This is a genomic window from Pseudomonas sp. Hp2, from assembly GCF_006386585.1.
Taxonomy (GTDB): Bacteria; Pseudomonadota; Gammaproteobacteria; order Xanthomonadales; family Xanthomonadaceae; genus Pseudomonas_S; species Pseudomonas_S boreopolis.
Window position 1 is genome coordinate 76,182 of sequence record NZ_VAHJ01000005.1, and the last position, 16,727, is coordinate 92,908.

Below are 16,727 nucleotides of genomic sequence, written 5' to 3' on the forward strand. Positions count from 1 at the left end.
GCTCAGCCGCGTTCGCGCTCGATCGCGCGCCAGCCGATGTCGGTGCGGTGGAACTCGTTGGCCCAGTGGATCCGGGCGACGCCCGCATAGGCGTTGCGCTGCGCGTCCGACACGCTCTCGCCCAGCGCCGCCACGCACAGCACGCGGCCGCCGGCGCTGACCACGTTGCCGGCCGCGTCCAGCGCGGTGCCGGCATGGAAGACCTTGGCGCCGGCCGGGACCGCGTCCAGCCCGGCGATCACGTCGCCGGTGGCCGGCGATTCCGGGTACGGCCGCGCCGCCATCACCACGCCCAGCGACGGCTGCGGCGTCCAGCGCGCCTCGGCCTCGTGCAGCTTGCCGTCGATCGCCGCCTCGACCAGGTCGACCAGGTCGGACTGCAGGCGCAGCATCACCGGCTGCGTCTCCGGGTCGCCGAAGCGCACGTTGAACTCGATCACCTTGGGCGCGCCGTGGCGGTCGATCATCAGGCCCGCGTAGAGGAAGCCGGTGAACGGCACGCCGTCGGCGATCATGCCCTGCACGGTCGGCTCGACCACCTCGCGCATCACCCTGGCGTGCACCTCGGGCGTGACCACCGGGGCCGGCGAATAGGCGCCCATGCCGCCGGTGTTGGGGCCGGTGTCGCCGTCGCCGACGCGCTTGTGGTCCTGCGAGGTCGCCATCGGCAGCGCGTGCGTGCCGTCGACCATCGAGATGAAGCTGGCTTCCTCGCCGTCGAGGAACTCCTCGATCACCACGCGCGCGCCGGCATCGCCGAAGGCGTTGCCCGAGAGCATGTCGCGCACCGCGGCCTCGGCCTCGGCCAGCGTCATCGCCACGATCACGCCCTTGCCGGCGGCCAGGCCATCGGCCTTGACCACGATCGGCGCGCCCTTCTCGCGGACATAGGCCAGCGCGGCGTCCACGTCGGTGTGCACTTCGTAGAACGCGGTCGGGATGCCGTGGCGCTTGAGGAAGTCCTTGGCGAACGCCTTGCTGCCTTCCAGCTGCGCGGCGGCGGCGGTCGGCCCGAAGATGCGCAGGCCGGCGGCGCGGAAGCGATCGACCACGCCCAGCACCAGCGGCACCTCGGGGCCGACCACGGTCAGCGCCACGCCTTCGTCCTGCGCCAGTTTCAGCAGGCCGTCGAGATCGGTGACCTTGACCGGTACGTTGCGGCACTTGGCCTCGGTGGCGGTGCCGGCATTGCCGGGCGCGACGATGACTTCATCGACACGCGGGGATTGGGCGAGCTTCCAGGCCAGCGCATGTTCGCGGCCGCCGGAGCCGATGACCAACACTTTCATAGCAATCTCTCCGAAGGAAAGCCCCCTGAGTCAGGGGGCGATTCGCGCCGGAGGCGCGAATGGGGGTGTGGGAGCGCAGGGCTGGGGCCCGAAGTTTGCGCAGCAAACTTTGGGATTGATGCCGGCGCAGCCGGTATCAATGCCTGAAATGCCGCACGCCGGTGAACACCATCGCGATGCCGTGTTCGTCGGCCGCGGCGATCACTTCGCCATCGCGCATCGAGCCGCCGGGCTGGACCACCGCCTTGATGCCGGCCTCGGCCGCCGCGTCGATGCCGTCGCGGAACGGGAAGAACGCATCGGACGCCATCACCGAGCCTTCCACCACCAGGCCGGCGTCGGCGGCCTTGATGCCGGCGATGCGCGCGGAGTAGACGCGGCTCATCTGGCCGGCGCCCACGCCGATCGTGCGATGGTCCTTGGCGTAGACGATCGCGTTGGACTTGACGAACTTGGCCACCTTCCAGGCGAACAGCAGGTCGGCGAACTGGGATTCGGTCGGCGCGAGCTTGGTCACCACCTTCAATTCCTCGCGCGTGACCACGCGGTCGTCGGCGGTCTGCATCAGCAGGCCGGAGCCGACGCGCTTGGTATCGACGAAGCCCTTCGACGCCGGTGCCAGCGGGATGCGCAGCACGCGCACGTTGGCCTTCTTCCGGGCGTACTCGAGCGCGCCGGGCTCGTAGTCCGGCGCGATCAGCACCTCGACGAACTGGCGGTCCAGGATCGCCTGCGCGGTGGCCGCGTCCAGCGGGCGGTTGAACGCGATGATGCCGCCGAACGCGCTGGTCGGGTCGGTCGCGTAGGCCAGTTCGTAGGCATCGCCGCAGGCCACGCCCACCGCCACGCCGCACGGGTTGGCGTGCTTGACGATCACGCAGGCCGGCGCGTCGAACTGGCGCACGCATTCCCAGGCCGCGTCGCTGTCGGCGATGTTGTTGTAGCTCAGCTCCTTGCCCTGCAATTGCTCGAACGTCGCCAGCGAGCCGGGGGCGGGATGCAGGTCGCGGTAGAACGCGGCCTGCTGGTGCGGGTTCTCGCCGTAGCGCAGGTCCATGACCTTGACGAAGCTGCCGTTGGCCTGCGCGGAAAACGCGCTGCGCACGGGCACGTCTCCCGACGTGTCGGTGATCGCCGACAGGTAGTTGCTGATCGCCGCGTCGTACTGCGCGACGCGGTTGAACGCGGCCACCGACAGCGCGAAGCGCTTGGCGGCCGAGAGCTTGCCGTCGTGGGCGTCCAGTTCGGCGAGCAGGCCGGCGTACTGGTCGGGCGAGGTCGCCACCGCCACGCGCGCGAAGTTCTTGGCCGCCGAGCGCAGCATGGCCGGGCCGCCGATGTCGATGTTCTCCACCGCGTCGGCGAGCGTGCAGTCGGCGCGCGCGGTGACCGATTCGAACGGATACAGGTTCAGCACCAGCAGGTCGATCGGCGCGATGCCGTGTTCGGCCATGACCGCGTCGTCGGTGCCGGCGCGGCCGAGCAGGCCGCCGTGCACGACCGGGTGCAGCGTCTTGACCCGCCCGTCCATCATTTCCGGGAAGCCGGTGACGTCGGAGACGTCCTTGACCGGCAGGCCGGCCTCGCGGATCGCCTTGGCGGTGCCGCCGGTGGAGAGCAATTCGACGCCCCGGGCGGCGAGCGCGCGGGCCAAGTCGACCAGGCCGGTCTTGTCGGAAACGGACAGCAACGCCCGGCGGACGGGCAGGAAATCAGCAGGCATGGGGTCGGGTGGAAGCGGAGCGGGGGCGGTATTGTACCGGCCTTGCCTCCATCCTCTCGGCGCGGTGCCGTTCTTGCCTGCTTTCCGGGAGCGACGGCCAGCCGTCGGCGGGCCACTGGCTCGGCAATGCGTGGCGCCCTGTCCCGTCCTCACCCCAGCCGGCCATGCCGGCGCGCGCCAGCAGCGCCTTCTCGCCCTGGCGGGAAAGGGTTTTCAGATCAGCCCGTATTCCTTGAGCTTCTTGCGCAGCGTGGCACGATGGATGCCCAGCATCGCCGCGGCGCGGCTCTGGTTGCCTTCGCAGTGGTTGAGCACTTCCACGAACAGCGGGATCTCCATCTCGCGCAGCACGATCTCGTAGACATCGTCGGCCTCGCTGCCGTCCAGGTCGCGCAGGTAGCGGCGGACGGACTGCGCGACGTGCTCGCGCAGCGGCGACTTCGGCGCGACGCGGCTGATGTCAGGACGAGTGGTGGCAGCGTTCAAGAGTTTCCCCGTGGAGCGTGGTTCGGGATGCGTCGGCATCGCCAGCAAGGGGGGGCGAGTCTAGCGCGAGCGGCGGGGCCGTGCACGCCCATATTCGGCCGCGCCGTGTCGATCAATGGAACTCGAAGCCGAACGCGGCCGTGCTCGCGGCCGGTTCCCGTACGCGGAAGGCGATCTGCGTGCCCTGTCCCGGTGCGAGCGTGTCGCCCGGCGGCACCGGGTGGCCGAGGTATTCCCGCGGCGAGAACACGCGGCTGCCGATCACGCGGCCATCGGCATCGGAGAGCGACAGTTGCAGGTACGGCCACGCCTGGGCCCAGCGCGCATCGTTGCGGAAGCTCGCCTGGACCTGCAGCACGCCGCGCTGGTCCGGGGCCGGGCGCACTTCCCGGTTGAGCATGGTGAAGGCCGCCGGTTCATGCCAGGCCGGCAGCTCGCAGCGCAATGCGGCGCACAGCGCCGCCAGCACGGGGCGCCAGGTGGCGTCCGCCGCGAGGCGCGCGCGGTCGGCGAGCAGCACCTGCATCGCCAGCACCAGGGCCAGCGCGGCCAGCACCGCCCACTGCCACGGAGGCGTGCGCCGCTGCACCGCGTTGGTGCGCGCGGCACGCGTGAAGCGCGGTGCCTGTTCCCATGGGGCGGGCGACGACGCGGGCGGGGTCTGCTCGACGGCCGGGACCGGCGCGTCCGCGGGGGACGGGGGCACCTGGGCGCCTGCCGCGGTGGACGCATGCGGCGGCGGGGTGTCCGCATCGCCTGCTTCGGCCTGCGGCTTGGCTTCGGGCGCAGGCGCGGGGCCGCGCAGGAACGTGGCCAGCGAATGCGGAGTCTTCTTCTCGTCGCTCATGCGGGATGCGAAAGAGGGCCCGGGCTGGCTATTCAAGCACGGCCTCAGCCGCGGCGGCGCCCGTCGATGCGCATCCAGTCGCCGTCCTGGGTCGTGCGCAGGTCGTCGAACCAGGCGGCGTAGCGTTCCAGCAATTCGCCTTCCTGGCCATGCAGGATCCCGGAGAGCGCGATTCTCCCGCCCGGTGCGACGCGCGCGGCGAGCGTCTCGGCCAGGGCGTCCAACGCCGAGGCGAGGATGTTGGCGACCACCACCGGGTACGTGCGCACCGGCTCCTGCTCGGGCAGGTGGACCGCGAGGCGGTCGGCCACGGCATTGCGTTCGGCATTGTCGTGGCTGGCCAGCAGCGCCTGCGGGTCGTTGTCGATGCCGACCGCCCGGGCGGCGCCGAGCTTCAGCGCGGCCAGCGCGAGGATGCCCGAGCCGCAGCCGAAATCGAGCACGTCGTGGCCCTGCAGCGCGCCTTCGGCGGCGAGCCCGTCGAGCCAGCGCAGGCACAGCGCGGTGGTCGGGTGGGTGCCCGAGCCGAACGCCAGGCCGGGATCCAGGCGCACCACCGCGGCGTCGCCGGTGCGCGCCTCGTCGGGCAGCTCGTGGTTCCACGGCACGATGAAGGTGCGCTCGCCGAACCGCATCGGCTGGAACTGGTCCAGCCAGGCGCGTTCCCAATCCTCGTCCTCGACCTGGCGGAAGGACGCCTGGCTCCAGTCCAGGCCGGGATCGAACGCCTCCAGCGCGGCCAGCAGCACCAGCGCGTCGGTATCGGCGGGAAACAGCGCGGTGAGCACCAGCGAGTGCCACAGCGGGGTCTCGCCGACGCCCGGTTCCAGGATCGCGCGCTCGTTGCTGGTATCGGCATCGGCATCCAGCAGGGTCACCGCCAGCGCACCGACGTCTTCCAGCGCGTTCTCGAAGCGCGGCTGGGTGGCTTCCGTGCAGTGCAGGGTCAGTTCGAGGAACGGCATGGCGGTTCTGCGCAGCGAGGGGGTGCACATCCTACTAGAGCGCGTCATCGGCTTTTCATGCGCGCGCGGCCGTGGCCATGCCGGGCGGAGCAGGTGCCGCCGCACCGGGGCGGCGGGCGACCGGGGCGTGCCGCGGACGGCCCGCGGCACCGGCGGCCGGGCATGGCCCGTCACGGCCGGCGGCGGGAACCTGCGCTAGACTGCGCCCCATTGCCGCGGCAGAGGATTCGAGGCCGCGGCGCCTTGCGACCCGTTCCGATGCCGATCATCCGTGCCCGCAACCTGTGGCTGTTGCTCGCGCCTGCCGTGCTCGCGGCGGCGTGGTGGCAGCATGGCGCGTCGCGCCCGGGCGACCTGGCCGCCGCCATCGGCGGCGAGGTGGCGACGAGCGGCCATGCGCGCTTCCCCGCGCCTGCGCGCGAGCCGGTGCGGCCCGAGCCGCGCCGGGAGACCTCCGTCCCCACCGGCCTGCCGCTCGACCAGCGCGCCGGCCTGGAGCAGGACGCGGACCTGTACGGCTATGCCCAGCAGCTCGCCGCCAGGATCGCCGATGGCGATGCCGACGCCGGCTGGATGCTGAGCCGCGTATACGACTACTGTGCCGGCTACGCGCTCGATCCGGCCGGTTATCTTTCGGACAGCGAGTGGATCGCCCACCAGGGCTCGGCCGGGATGAACGCGATGGTGGGCGCCAGGGCGCGCCTGGCCGCGCGCTGCGCCGGTTTCACGCCCCAGGACGGGCTGTCGGCGCAGCAGGTGCTGGCCCAGCGGGTCCAGGCGGCGCGGTCCGGCAGCCTGGCCGCGGAGGCCGCGCTGCTGTCGGCCGGTCAGCCTCTGGACAGCTCGGTTGCCTATAAACGCAATCTGGTCGAGCGCGTACTGGCCTCGCGCGACCCGGAGGCGTACCTGGCGCTGTCGCTGGCCATGGGCGCGCGCGCCAGCGGCGACGATGCCTACGAAGGGTTCGTCGCCGGCGACCAGTACGCGGAGCTGGCCTGGCAGGTCGCCGCCTGCCGGCTCGGCCTGGAATGCGGCGCGGATGGCACGTTGATGACGAGCTATTGCGCGATCGCCGGGATCTGTTCGCAGGACAGCCGGCAGGATTTCGAATCTTTTGTTTACGACGCAGCGGTGCCACGGCAAGGGGCGAGCAGAATGGACGAGATGATCACTTCGCTGGTCAAGGGTGAGGGAGTGAGGTCATGAATTACCGACGTTGGCTGTACGGTGCCAAGTTCTGGCTGATGGTGACGCTGTTCGTGGCGTATTCCGCCGCGGCGGTCGGCATCGTCATGATCGATACCGCCGAGCACCGCTATAACGAACTCGCCCAGGTGCGCTTGACCAAGGTCGACAGCGACGAGCAGGTGCGACGCGGCGGCGCGGCGCAGGCGGCGGCGATCTACCGGGCGCAGAGCGGCATGCCGTTCTCGTCGCTGCCGACCGGATCGACCTTCCAGATCGTCTGGCCGGACGGCTCCACCGAGACGATGATGATCGTGGACCCGCGTTCCAAGAACGGCATCGTGCCGGTGCCGGGCAGCCAGCAGAAGGCGGCCGTGGCGCGCTGACCCGCGTCCCGGCGCGGGCATGAAAAAAGGCGGGGGAATCCCCGCCTTTTTCGTGTCCGCGACCGATGGCCTCAGACCAGCGCGATCGACTGGTTCTTGCGCTCGGCCAGGCGCTTTTCCAGGTAGTGGATGTTCTGGCCGCCGGCCTGGAAGCCCTTGTCGCGCATGATGCGCTGCTGCAGCGGGATGTTGGTCTTGATGCCGTCCACGACCATCTCGCTCAGCGCCACGCGCATGCGCGCGATCGCGGTCTCGCGGTCCGGGCCGTGCACGATCAGCTTGCCGATCATCGAGTCGTAGTTCGGCGGGACCTTGTAGCCGCTGTAGATGTGCGTGTCCACGCGCACGCCGGGGCCGCCGGGCGGATGGAACGCGGTGATCAGGCCCGGGTTGGGCATGAACGTCTCCGGGTCCTCGGCGTTGATGCGGCACTCGATGGCGTGGCCGCGCAGCACGATGTCGCTCTGCTTGATGCTGAGCTTGTGGCCGGCGGCGATGCGCAGCTGCTCGCAGACCAGGTCGATGCCGGTGATGCGCTCGGTCACCGGGTGCTCCACCTGGATGCGGGTGTTCATCTCGATGAAGTAGAAGCGGCCGTTCTCGAACAGGAACTCGAACGTGCCGGCGCCGCGGTAGCCGATGCGGATGCACGCCTCCACGCAGACCTTGCCGATCTCGTTGCGCAGCTCCTCGGTGATGCCCGGCGCCGGGGCCTCCTCGACCACCTTCTGGTGGCGGCGCTGCATCGAGCAGTCGCGCTCGCCGAGGTGGATCGCGTTGCCCTGGCCGTCGGCCAGCACCTGGATCTCGATGTGGCGCGGGTTCTCCAGGAACTTCTCCATGTAGACCTGGTCGTTGCCGAACGCCGCCTTGGCCTCGCTCTTGGTGGTCTCGATCGCGGTCTTCAGCGCGCTCTCGGTGTGCACCACGCGCATGCCGCGCCCGCCGCCGCCGCCGGCGGCCTTGATGATCACCGGGTAGCCGATCTCGCGGGCGATCTTGGTGTTGGCGACGATGTCGTCGCCGAGCGGGCCGCCCGATCCGGGGACGCAGGGCACGCCGGCGGCCTTCATCGCGCGGATCGCCTCGACCTTGTCGCCCATCAGGCGGATCGTGTCGGCCTTGGGCCCGATGAAGATGAAGCCGGATTGCTCCACGCGCTCGGCGAAGTCGGCGTTCTCCGACAGGAAGCCGTAGCCGGGATGGATCGCCTGCGCATCGGTGACCTCGGCCGCGGCGATCAGCGCCGGGATGTTGAGGTAGCTCTCCGACGAGGGCGCCGGTCCGATGCAGACCGACTCGTCGGCCATGGCGACATGCTTGAGGTTGCGATCGACGGTGGAGTGCACCGCGACCGTGCGGATGCCCAGCGTGTGGCAGGCGCGCAGGATGCGCAGCGCGATTTCGCCGCGGTTGGCGATGACGACTTTATCGAGCATGGGATTCGGGATTCGGGATTGGGGATTGGGGATTCGTAAACGGCGGCTTCCTCGCGGACCGGGCGCGCGGCGTCCAGCGAACGAATCAGGGCATTGAGTCGGGAAAAGACGCGGTCGAGCAACATGGTCAGGGATGCATCCGCATCACGGAATCCGAGTCGTACGGCGAGTTGGGCTTGGGTATCCAGTTCCGAGAGCGAACCGCGGGCCATCGACAGGAAGCGCAGGTACTCCGCCGTGGAGCGGCGAGCCGCACCTTCGGCGATGTTGGAGGGAATGCTGATTGCCGCTCTGCGCATCTGCGATACGAGCCCGAAGCGTTCGGAGTCTGGAAAATGCTCCGTGACCCGGTAGACCGACTCGACCAACGTCATCGCATCGCGCCATACGTCCAGACGCTCATGCGGCCGCTGTTGCGAATCCCGAATCACGAATCCCCAATCCCGGCTCTTCAGCCGATCACAAACAACGGCTGGTCGAACTCGACCGGCTGGCCGCTCTCGCCGAGGATCGCCACGACGGTGCCGGAGACGTCCGCCTCGATCGGGTTGAACATCTTCATCGCCTCGATGATCGCGAGCGTGTCGCCGGCCTTGACGGTCTGGCCGACGGTGACGAACGGCGGCTTGTCCGGCGCCGGCGAGGCGTAGAACGTGCCGACCATCGGCGCGCGCAGCACGTGCCCGTCGGGCAGGGCGTTGCCGGGCTTGGCGGTGCCGCCGGTGGAGGCCTCGGTCGGCGAGCTCATCGGCATGCTGGCCGGGGCCGGCGCGGCGGCCGGGGCGGCCACGTACTGCGGGGCGGGAGCGGCGGCGACCATGCCGCCCTTCGGCGCGCGCGCCAGGCGGACGCTTTCCTCGCCTTCCTTGATCTCGATCTCGGCGAGATTGGATTCTTCGAGCAGGTCGATCAGTTTCTTGATTTTGCGGAGATCCATGACGGCCTCGTGGTAGGTGCAACGGGAAGCGGCAGCCGGGTGCGCGCGAGCGGCGCGGCGGCTATGCCGGGACGGGAAAACGGGACGGGCGGTTCACGCCTCGCGCCCCAGGCGTGCGATCACGCCGTCCAGCGCCAGCCGGTAGCTGTCGGCGCCGAAGCCGCAGATCACGCCCACCGCCTTGTCGCTGAGGTAGCTGTGGTGGCGGAACGGCTCGCGTGCGTGCGGGTTGGACAGGTGCACCTCGACGAACGGCAGGCCGACGCCGAGCAGGGCGTCGCGCAATGCGACCGAGGTGTGGGTGAATGCGCCGGGATTGATCAGGACGAACGCGGTGCCGTCGCCGCGGGCGGCATGGATGCGCTCGACCAGGACATGCTCGGCATTGGACTGCAGCGCCACCAGCTCGTGGCCGGCCGCGGCGGCCTGGGCGATCATCGCCTGGTCGATCTGCGCTAGCGTGGCATGCCCATAGACCTCCGGCTCGCGGGTGCCGAGCAGGTTGAGGTTGGGGCCGTGGAGCAGCAGCAGGCGAGCCATGCGAAGGGTCGGTTGGAAAGGGCGGGAGTCTGCGCCAAGCCGAGGATGCTGTCCAGATCGGCGAAGTTCATCGCGTTTGAAATGGCTGTTTGAAAAATGCCGGGGCCGGCGCGTTCCGCGACGGCGGGTACGCCCCTAGCCGGCCCGGGTCCCGGGCGACCCTGCGCCGGGGGTGGGGAGAGCGCCGGGCGGTTCGTGCAGCGCGTCCAGGTCGCGCAGGAAGCCGGCGATGAGGGTACGGCTGGCGCCGAGCGCGTGCAGCTTCGCGTCCAGGCCGGCGAGGGCGCGGGTGAGCGCTTCGTGGATCTCGTCGCAGGCCTCGAACAGCGCGCCGGCGTCCGCGCGCATGCAGGGCAGCAGCACGCGGATCGTCTCGATCTTCAGTCCCGAGGCGCTGAGCTGGCGGATGCGCCGCGCCACCAGCAGTTCCTGCTCGCCGTAGTCGCGGTAGCCGGTTGAGGTGCGCGCCGGCTGCAGCAGTCCGGCCTGCTCGTAGTAGCGCAGCATGCGTTCGCTCAGGCCGCTGCGGCGGGCGAGTTCGCCGATCTTCATGGGGGAACCTCGGGCTTGACCTTGACAGTGCTGTCAGAGTCTAGCCTCCGCGTCCCGATCCTGGCTGGAGTTCTTCCCCATGCAACCGACGCGCGACATCTTCCCGGACGACCCCGCCGCCGGCGCGGTCCTGCACGACGACCGCCCCGCGACCGCGGCGGACCTGGCGCCGCTGGCGTTCGCCGGCTATGCGCACTTCACCGCGATGCAGGTCCGGGACGGCCGCGTGCGCGGCCTGGACCTGCACCTGCAGCGCCTGCGCGAGGCCTCGCAGGCGATGTTCGGCCGCGTCATTCCCGACGAACGGGTGCGCTCGCGGATGCGCGAGGCGTTGGCGCGCTCGGCGCCGGACGCGTCGCTGACCGCGACGGTGTATTCGCGGACCGGCGAGTTCAGCGCGACCGACGGCGGCGAACTCGGGATGCTGGTGCGCACCGGCGCGGCGGCTCGACCGCCGGCCGGGCCGCTGGCGCTGATGGCGGTGACGCACCAGCGCGCGCTGGCGCGCTACAAGCACGTCGGCGAGGTCGCCAAGACCTGGTACCTGCGCGAGGCGGTCGCCCGGGGATTCGACGATGCCGCCTTCGTCGACCCGGCCGGGCACGTGGCCGAGGCGACGATCTGGAACCTGGCCTTCTGGGACGGCAAGGAAGTGGTCTGGCCGATCGCCGACGTGCTGCCGGGCATCGCCATGGGCATCGCCCGGCGGCAACTGCGGCGCCTGGGCGTGCCGCAGCGCGAGCAGGCGCTTGCGTTGGACGATCTGGCCGGGTTGTCGGCGGTGGTGATGAACTCCTGGTCGCCGGGCGTGGCGGTGTCGCGCATCGGCGAAGTGGTATTGCCGCCGGCGCCGGAGTTCGTGCGACTGCTGCACGAGGCCCATGCCAACGAGCCGTTGCACTCGCCCTGAGCCGACGCTTGCGCCCTCGTTTCGCCGCATGCGAGCGGCGAGCGGAAGCGCGCGTGATACCCATCACGAATGCGTATGCGCCCCGCTTCACCGGAGAAGCGTCGTGCTACTTTGCCCCGGCGCGAAAAGCGTAAGAGAACGTTCGCGTTTTTTGGAAGCCGCCTTGGGTTTCCTTGGGGAGAAATGAAACATGGTGGGCGCCAGCTTGATGGCGGCCGCGCGTCGGCCGCCCACGCTTGCAGTGGTGGAGGATGATCGGGTCTTCAGGGAAGACGTTCTCCTGCCGGTACTGGCCCACTCCGGTTTTTCGGTAGTCGGCATGGCGGGCGCGCTGGAGTTGTACCGGTCGATGACGGTGCGTTCCTACGACCTCGTCCTGCTCGACATCGGGCTGCCCGACGAGGACGGCTTCAGCATCACTTCGCACCTGCGCAGCCTGTCCTCGCGCATCGGGATCGTCATGCTGACCGGCTACGCGTCCGCCCCGGACCGGATGCGCGGCCTGCGCGCGGGCGCGGATGCCTACCTGGCCAAGCCGGTCGACATGGAAGAGGTCGTCACCACCCTGCGCAACCTGGCGCGCTGGGTGGTCACGGACACGCGCGATCCGCCTCCCGGGCATGCCAAGTGGCGCCTGGACGAGAACGGATGGTCGATCGTGACGCCGCGGGGCGTGGAGATCGGGATGAACCTCGCCGAGCGGCAGGTGATGTCGGTCCTGGCGGCGTCGGCCGGCACGCCGGTGCAGCGCGACGTGCTGATCGCGCGATTGGTCAAGAACGCCCACGATTTCGACCCGCATCGCCTGGAGATGCTGGTGCATCGCCTGCGCAGGAAATGCCAGCAACTGGCGGAAGAGGAGCTTCCCCTGCGCGCGGTGCGCAGCGTGGGGTACGTACTGAACTGGTAGTCGATCGCGCCAGCATCGTGCTGGCGCCGAGTGAAGGGCGTGGGAAGCATCGCAATGCGGTCGTGGTGGGCACTGTTGGCCATGGGCCTGTTCGCGGGATGCGCGTCCGCTTCGGTGCCTTCGGAAGTGAGGGCGGACCATCGCGTGGGCTGGCGTGCCTTCACCAGCGACGAAGGCTTGCCGCAGTCGGGGGTGAACGCCGTGCTGCAGACCGGCGACGGCTACCTCTGGATCGGCACGTTCGGCGGCCTGGCGCGTTTCGACGGGCTGGCGTTCACGGTGTTCCGCGAGCGGTCGTGGTCCGGCGCGCAGGTCATGGGCGATGCGCCGCAATCGGGCCCCGCCAGCGACCGCGTCCTGGCGCTGCACGAGGACACGGCGGGACGGCTCTGGATCGGCACGCAGGATGCCGGGTTGAGCGTGTACCGGCAGGGCGCGTTCCATCACCTGCCGCTCTGCGGCGGTGTCTGCCAGGTCAACGACATCCTGCAGGATGCCGACCGGACGCTGTGGATCGCCAGCAGCGCCGGGTTGATCGCGCTGGATCCGGACCGGGAGCGGGAGATCCGGCGCGATGCGGACGAGGCCGGCTATGCGCGCCTGGCGCAGGACGGGCAGGGTCGCCTCTATGCGGGCGGCAACGGCGGCCTGCTCGTCAGGAGCGGCGACCGGTTCCTGCGCGTCCCGCTGCCCGGCGGCGCCAGCCGCGTGCAGGTGCTGGAGCGCGACGGCGGCGGCCTGCTGGTCGGCACCGAGCGCGCGCTATATCGCTACGACCCCGGGCAGAGGCAATGGTGGCCGCTCGGCGTGGCCTCGCCCACCGCGGCGATGCAGGACGCGGCAGGCCGGTGGTGGGTGGCGCTGGCATCCGGGCAACTGATCGAGGAGGCCGGCGACGGGACATGGCGCGATATCCCCGAGCTGTTCGGCATGGGCATCACCAGCCTGGGGCGCGACGACGAAGGCAACCTGTGGATCGGCAGCGGCAGCAAGGGGCTGCTGCGCGTGCGCCAGTCCTTGTTCGGGTTGGTCGCCGCGCCCGGCGCGGGCGTGAACATGGCCGGGCGCGCGGTGGTTCCGGATGGGCGCGATGGCCTGTGGCTCGGATCGGCCTGCGGCGGGCTGCGCCATTGGCGGGCCGACGACGGCACGTCGTGGCGACCGCTGCCGCTGGGCCAGCAGCGCAATTGCGTCACCAGCCTGGCGCCGGAGCCGGGCGGCGCGCTGTGGGTGGGCATGGCGGAAGGACGTCTGTTGCGCCTGACCCAGGACGGGGCCACGCCGGTCGGCCGCTGGCCGGCCGACACGTCGATCAACGTGTGGCGACTGCGCGACGGGCGCCTGCTGGTCGGTGCCGGGCGTTCCACGTTCGAACTCGCGGTCGATGCGGACGGACGCGTCACCGGGCAACGCCGCATCGAAGCGCTGCAGGGCATGACCGTCAACAGCGTCGTTCCGGCCGCGCGCGGCGGCGCCTGGTTCGTCGGCGACCAAGGCGTGCTGCGGCTGCTCGCCGGCCGGGTCGTGGAGCGATGGACGCCGCGGGAAGGCCTGTCCTCGCGCTTCGCGCGGGCCGTGTACGAGGATCGCGGCACCGACACGCTGTGGGTGGGCACCTACGGCGGCGGGCTCAACCGCATCCATGGCGGCCAGGTGCAGCGCTACGACAGCCGCAACGGCCTGTTCGACGACACGGTGTCGTGCATCCTGGCCGACGCGCGCGGGCGCCTGTGGCTGGGCGGCAATCGCGGGGTCACGTTGCTGCCGAGGCCGCGGGACGCCGCGCAGGACATCGAATCGATCGGCTACGCGGCCAGCGACGGGCTGATCCCGCCCGAGATCAACGGCGGCCATTCCACGCCCTGCCATCGCGACGCGCGGGGCCGGCTCTGGTTCTCGCTGGTGGAAGGATTCGCGTTCCTGGATCCCGGCCAGATCCCCGGCCTGCAGGCGCCGCTGCCCCGGCCGCACATCGAAGAGGTGGCCGTGTCCGGGCACAGGCAGGAGATCGCCGGTTCGACCCTGACCCTGGAGCCGTTCGCGCGCAGCCTGGAGATCTACTACACCGCGATCAACCTGAGCCGCCCGCGCGAGACCCGCTTCCGCTTCCGCCTGCGCGGGTTCGACCGCGATTGGGTGGAGGCGGGGCAGAACCGCAGCATCCTCTATCCTTCCGTTCCCTGGGGAGAGCACGTGTTCGAGGTGCAGGCGCGCGTGCAAGGCGGCGAATGGTCCACGGCCTCGGCCGAACTGCGGATCGTCAATCCGCAGCCCTGGTACCTGCGGCCCTGGGTGCTGGTGCTGGCCACCTCGCTGAGCCTGCTGGCGCTGGTCGGCGCGACCCAGTACGGCGCCAGCCAGATGGCGTTCCGGCGCGGAGGCGCTCCCGATTGAACGCGGGCCCCGGCGGGCCTTCGATCACGCGTTGGCGATGCGTTTCCCGGTGCCGGCCTGCCTGGCGAACACCAACGGCCGGGCCGGCCCGGAATCCTCCTCCTGCTCCGCCCCGGGTTCGACCAGGGGCAGCCGGATGCGGATGCGCGTGCCCTGGCCGGGCGCGCTGTCCACGCTTATCTGGCCATGGTGGTCGGTCACGAAGCGGCGCACGGTCGCCATGCCGATGCCGGTTCCCTTGTCCTTGGGCTTGGTGGTGAAGAACGGCTCGAACAGGCGCGCGAGCACCTCGGGGGACATGCCGGTGCCGGTGTCTTCCAGCCGCAGGGCGGCATGCGTGCCGTCGGGCTCGACCGCGAGCAGGAAGCGGCCGCCCTGCGGCATCGCATCGCAGGCGTTGCTGGCGATGTTCAACAGCGCCAGCACCAGTTCGTCGCGGTCGGCGCGGACCCACAGGCCGGTGGCCGAGGTGTCCAGCGAGACCTGGATGCCGCGCGGGAACATCGGTTGTATCAGCGGGCGCACCTCGTCGACGGCCTCGGCGAGGTCGAAGGTGGACACTTGCGGGGTATGCGTGCGGCTGAAACTCAGCAGGCGCCGGGTGAGGGTGGCGCCGCGCTGCGCGGCCTGGCGGATGCCGGGCAGGACCGCGTCGATGGAGCCGCCGCGCTTGTCCACGGAGGTGGCGTGGCCCAGGATCACGCTGAGGATGGCATTGAAGTCGTGGGCGATGCCGGTGGAGAGCCGGCCGATGGTCTCCATCTTCTGCGTCTGCAGCAGGCGCTCGTAGGCGCGCTCCTTCTCTTCCACCTGCCGCTGCAGTTCCTGGCAGGCCGCGGCCAGTTCCTCGCTGCGGTGGATCGCGCGCTGCGAGGACAGCACCAGGCGGTCCAGGATCGTCACCAGCACCAGGAAGTTCATGCAGGTCAGGAGCAGGTTGGCCAGCGCGTCGGAGGCCTGGGTCGAGTCGGTGGCGAGCTGCAGGTCGGTGTGCGCGCCCACGGCGAGCACCGCGAGGTTGACGAGCGCCGCCCACCAGGCCGCGGCGCGTCCCAGCAGCAGGCCCGCGAACAGGAGCGGGAGCAGGTGGGTGATCTGCAGCCCGGATTGCGCGCGCAGCCCGTAGGTTTCGTAGCTGATGCCCATCAGCACCAGGCTGCCGAGCACGGTGAGGCCGGCCGAGAGCCGGAAGAACCCGTGGCGCAGCAGGTACAGGCATGTCCCGGCGTAGGCGCTCACGAACAGCGTCAGTCCGTTCTCGGCGATCCTCGCCATGTCGGCCGCGGCGATGCAGGAAGCGATCGCGATGACCAGGGTCGTCGCCGCGGTGACGGCGAGTATGGCTTGCAGCGTCAGCGCCTTGCGCCGTTCGCGCGCGTTGCGGGTAGGTATCCGTTTCACCCAGTCGACGAAGCCATGGCAGGCGGACGGGGGCGGTTCGTGGGGGGTCATCGGGGGCTGACGCAGGGTAGGGGAGAACTGGAAAGACATGCCGGTGCCATCGATGGCGGACGGCCCGTGACAACGGGGCGCCAGCGCTCGACAACCCAGGGCGGCATGCAGTCCCCTGTCCTGATGGGCCGCCGCCGGACAGGGTAGCACCGCGATCGCGTGGCGTTGCCCCGCATGCATGGCAAACAGCCATGCAAGTCGCTCTTTTTCCGGATGCAGGTCAAGCAATCGCACGATCACCTCGGCTCAAACCTCACCGCCGGTGAGTTTCGAACCGCCAGGTGCGTGCGTGCCGTCACGCACGGGCGGGATGCAGGCCCGCCCGCGGGCGCCGCGCAGGCCGGCGCCGGCATGGACGACATGACGGCGATCGGGCCGGCGAACCCCGCATGCGCGGCGCGCGGCGATCGATGCAGACGTTGCCGATGGCGATGGCGCATGGCCCGGCGCGCGCGCAATTCTTCGTGAGCCACCGTGCGTGTAATCGCGCGCGCTGCTCGCTAGTGTCGCCGCGCATGATCGGGTGCGTGGCGATGGGACCACCGCACCGCGTGCTTCGGATCGCCACCGGGATGGGCAATGCATGAAGCGTAGGACCGGCGAACGCAGGGCCAAGTCGTCAGCGCGGATCGGGGGCTCCGCTCTGTCCACGGAAATGCCGCGAGGCATCGGCGTGCCGCCGTCGGGGCGTGCCGCTCGCCGCGGGGCCGCG

15 protein-coding genes and 1 pseudogene are annotated in these 16,727 nt (G+C 70.4%); 5 read left to right on the plus strand and 11 right to left on the minus strand.

Annotation, left to right across the window (positions count from 1 at the left end; genetic code table 11):
- Positions 1-2 precede the first annotated feature (2 nt).
- From purD to prmA, 5 genes are all read right to left on the minus strand, one after another.
- On the minus strand, positions 3-1,289 hold the full coding sequence (purD, locus tag FD678_RS15250) for a phosphoribosylamine--glycine ligase (protein ID WP_140725568.1): 1,287 nt from the start codon (positions 1,287-1,289) through the stop codon (positions 3-5).
- Between the two features lie 136 nt (positions 1,290-1,425).
- Positions 1,426-3,012 carry a bifunctional phosphoribosylaminoimidazolecarboxamide formyltransferase/IMP cyclohydrolase gene (gene purH, locus FD678_RS15255; RefSeq protein WP_140725571.1) on the minus strand — a complete coding sequence of 529 codons (1,587 nt, stop codon included), beginning with the start codon at positions 3,010-3,012 and terminating at the stop codon, positions 1,426-1,428.
- Between the two features lie 213 nt (positions 3,013-3,225).
- The gene (fis, locus tag FD678_RS15260; RefSeq protein ID WP_140725574.1) at positions 3,226-3,498 is read right to left on the minus strand and encodes a DNA-binding transcriptional regulator Fis; all 273 of its coding nucleotides are present in this window, start codon (positions 3,496-3,498) and stop codon (positions 3,226-3,228) included.
- Between the two features lie 112 nt (positions 3,499-3,610).
- On the minus strand, positions 3,611-4,345 hold the full coding sequence (locus FD678_RS15265) for a DUF3426 domain-containing protein (protein WP_140725577.1): 735 nt from the start codon (positions 4,343-4,345) through the stop codon (positions 3,611-3,613).
- Positions 4,346-4,389: 44 nt separating this feature from the next.
- Positions 4,390-5,310, minus strand: a complete 921-nt coding sequence (gene prmA, locus FD678_RS15270; RefSeq protein ID WP_140725580.1) for a 50S ribosomal protein L11 methyltransferase — start codon at positions 5,308-5,310, stop codon at positions 4,390-4,392.
- Positions 5,311-5,568: 258 nt separating this feature from the next.
- On the opposite strand from prmA, the gene FD678_RS15275 reads away from it, so the two are divergent.
- Together FD678_RS15275 and FD678_RS15280 are read left to right on the plus strand one after the other, a co-directional pair.
- Complete coding sequence (locus FD678_RS15275) at positions 5,569-6,516, plus strand: hypothetical protein (RefSeq protein WP_140725583.1); 948 nt, start codon at positions 5,569-5,571, stop codon at positions 6,514-6,516.
- Complete coding sequence (locus FD678_RS15280; protein ID WP_140725586.1) at positions 6,513-6,881, plus strand: hypothetical protein; 369 nt, start codon at positions 6,513-6,515, stop codon at positions 6,879-6,881. The genes FD678_RS15275 and FD678_RS15280 overlap by 4 nt, the downstream gene beginning before the upstream one ends.
- A gap of 71 nt (positions 6,882-6,952) precedes the next feature.
- Here FD678_RS15280 and accC read toward each other — a convergent pair whose 3' ends face one another.
- The 5 genes and pseudogenes from accC to FD678_RS15305 all read right to left on the minus strand — a co-directional run bounded on the left by accC (position 6,953) and on the right by FD678_RS15305 (position 10,349).
- A complete protein-coding gene (accC, locus tag FD678_RS15285) occupies positions 6,953-8,320 on the minus strand; it encodes an acetyl-CoA carboxylase biotin carboxylase subunit (RefSeq protein ID WP_140725590.1) in 1,368 nt (455 codons plus the stop codon).
- 86 nt (positions 8,321-8,406) lie between these two features.
- Positions 8,407-8,751: pseudogene (locus tag FD678_RS15290) on the minus strand (four helix bundle protein); the annotation flags it as partial.
- Between the two features lie 20 nt (positions 8,752-8,771).
- Positions 8,772-9,257, minus strand: coding sequence for an acetyl-CoA carboxylase biotin carboxyl carrier protein (accB, locus tag FD678_RS15295; protein ID WP_140725593.1), 486 nt, complete (start codon positions 9,255-9,257; stop codon positions 8,772-8,774).
- 93 nt (positions 9,258-9,350) lie between these two features.
- Positions 9,351-9,797, minus strand: coding sequence for a type II 3-dehydroquinate dehydratase (gene aroQ / locus FD678_RS15300; protein WP_140725596.1), 447 nt, complete (start codon positions 9,795-9,797; stop codon positions 9,351-9,353).
- Between the two features lie 135 nt (positions 9,798-9,932).
- Positions 9,933-10,349, minus strand: coding sequence for a MerR family transcriptional regulator (locus tag FD678_RS15305; RefSeq protein WP_140725599.1), 417 nt, complete (start codon positions 10,347-10,349; stop codon positions 9,933-9,935).
- 79 nt (positions 10,350-10,428) lie between these two features.
- On the opposite strand from FD678_RS15305, the gene FD678_RS15310 reads away from it, so the two are divergent.
- From FD678_RS15310 to FD678_RS15320, 3 genes are all read left to right on the plus strand, one after another.
- Positions 10,429-11,259 carry an aminotransferase class IV family protein gene (locus FD678_RS15310; RefSeq protein WP_140725602.1) on the plus strand — a complete coding sequence of 277 codons (831 nt, stop codon included), beginning with the start codon at positions 10,429-10,431 and terminating at the stop codon, positions 11,257-11,259.
- Between the two features lie 208 nt (positions 11,260-11,467).
- Positions 11,468-12,169 (plus strand): response regulator transcription factor, encoded by a 702-nt coding sequence (locus FD678_RS15315; protein ID WP_256661957.1) that lies wholly within the window; start codon positions 11,468-11,470, stop codon positions 12,167-12,169.
- A gap of 144 nt (positions 12,170-12,313) precedes the next feature.
- Positions 12,314-14,563 carry a ligand-binding sensor domain-containing protein gene (locus tag FD678_RS15320; protein WP_177497840.1) on the plus strand — a complete coding sequence of 750 codons (2,250 nt, stop codon included), beginning with the start codon at positions 12,314-12,316 and terminating at the stop codon, positions 14,561-14,563.
- A gap of 24 nt (positions 14,564-14,587) precedes the next feature.
- Here the strand turns inward: FD678_RS15320 and FD678_RS15325 are convergent, their stop codons facing one another.
- Entirely contained in the window at positions 14,588-16,015 is a 1,428-nt protein-coding gene (locus FD678_RS15325; RefSeq protein WP_177497842.1) for a sensor histidine kinase, read from the minus strand.
- Positions 16,016-16,727: the final 712 nt, after the last annotated feature.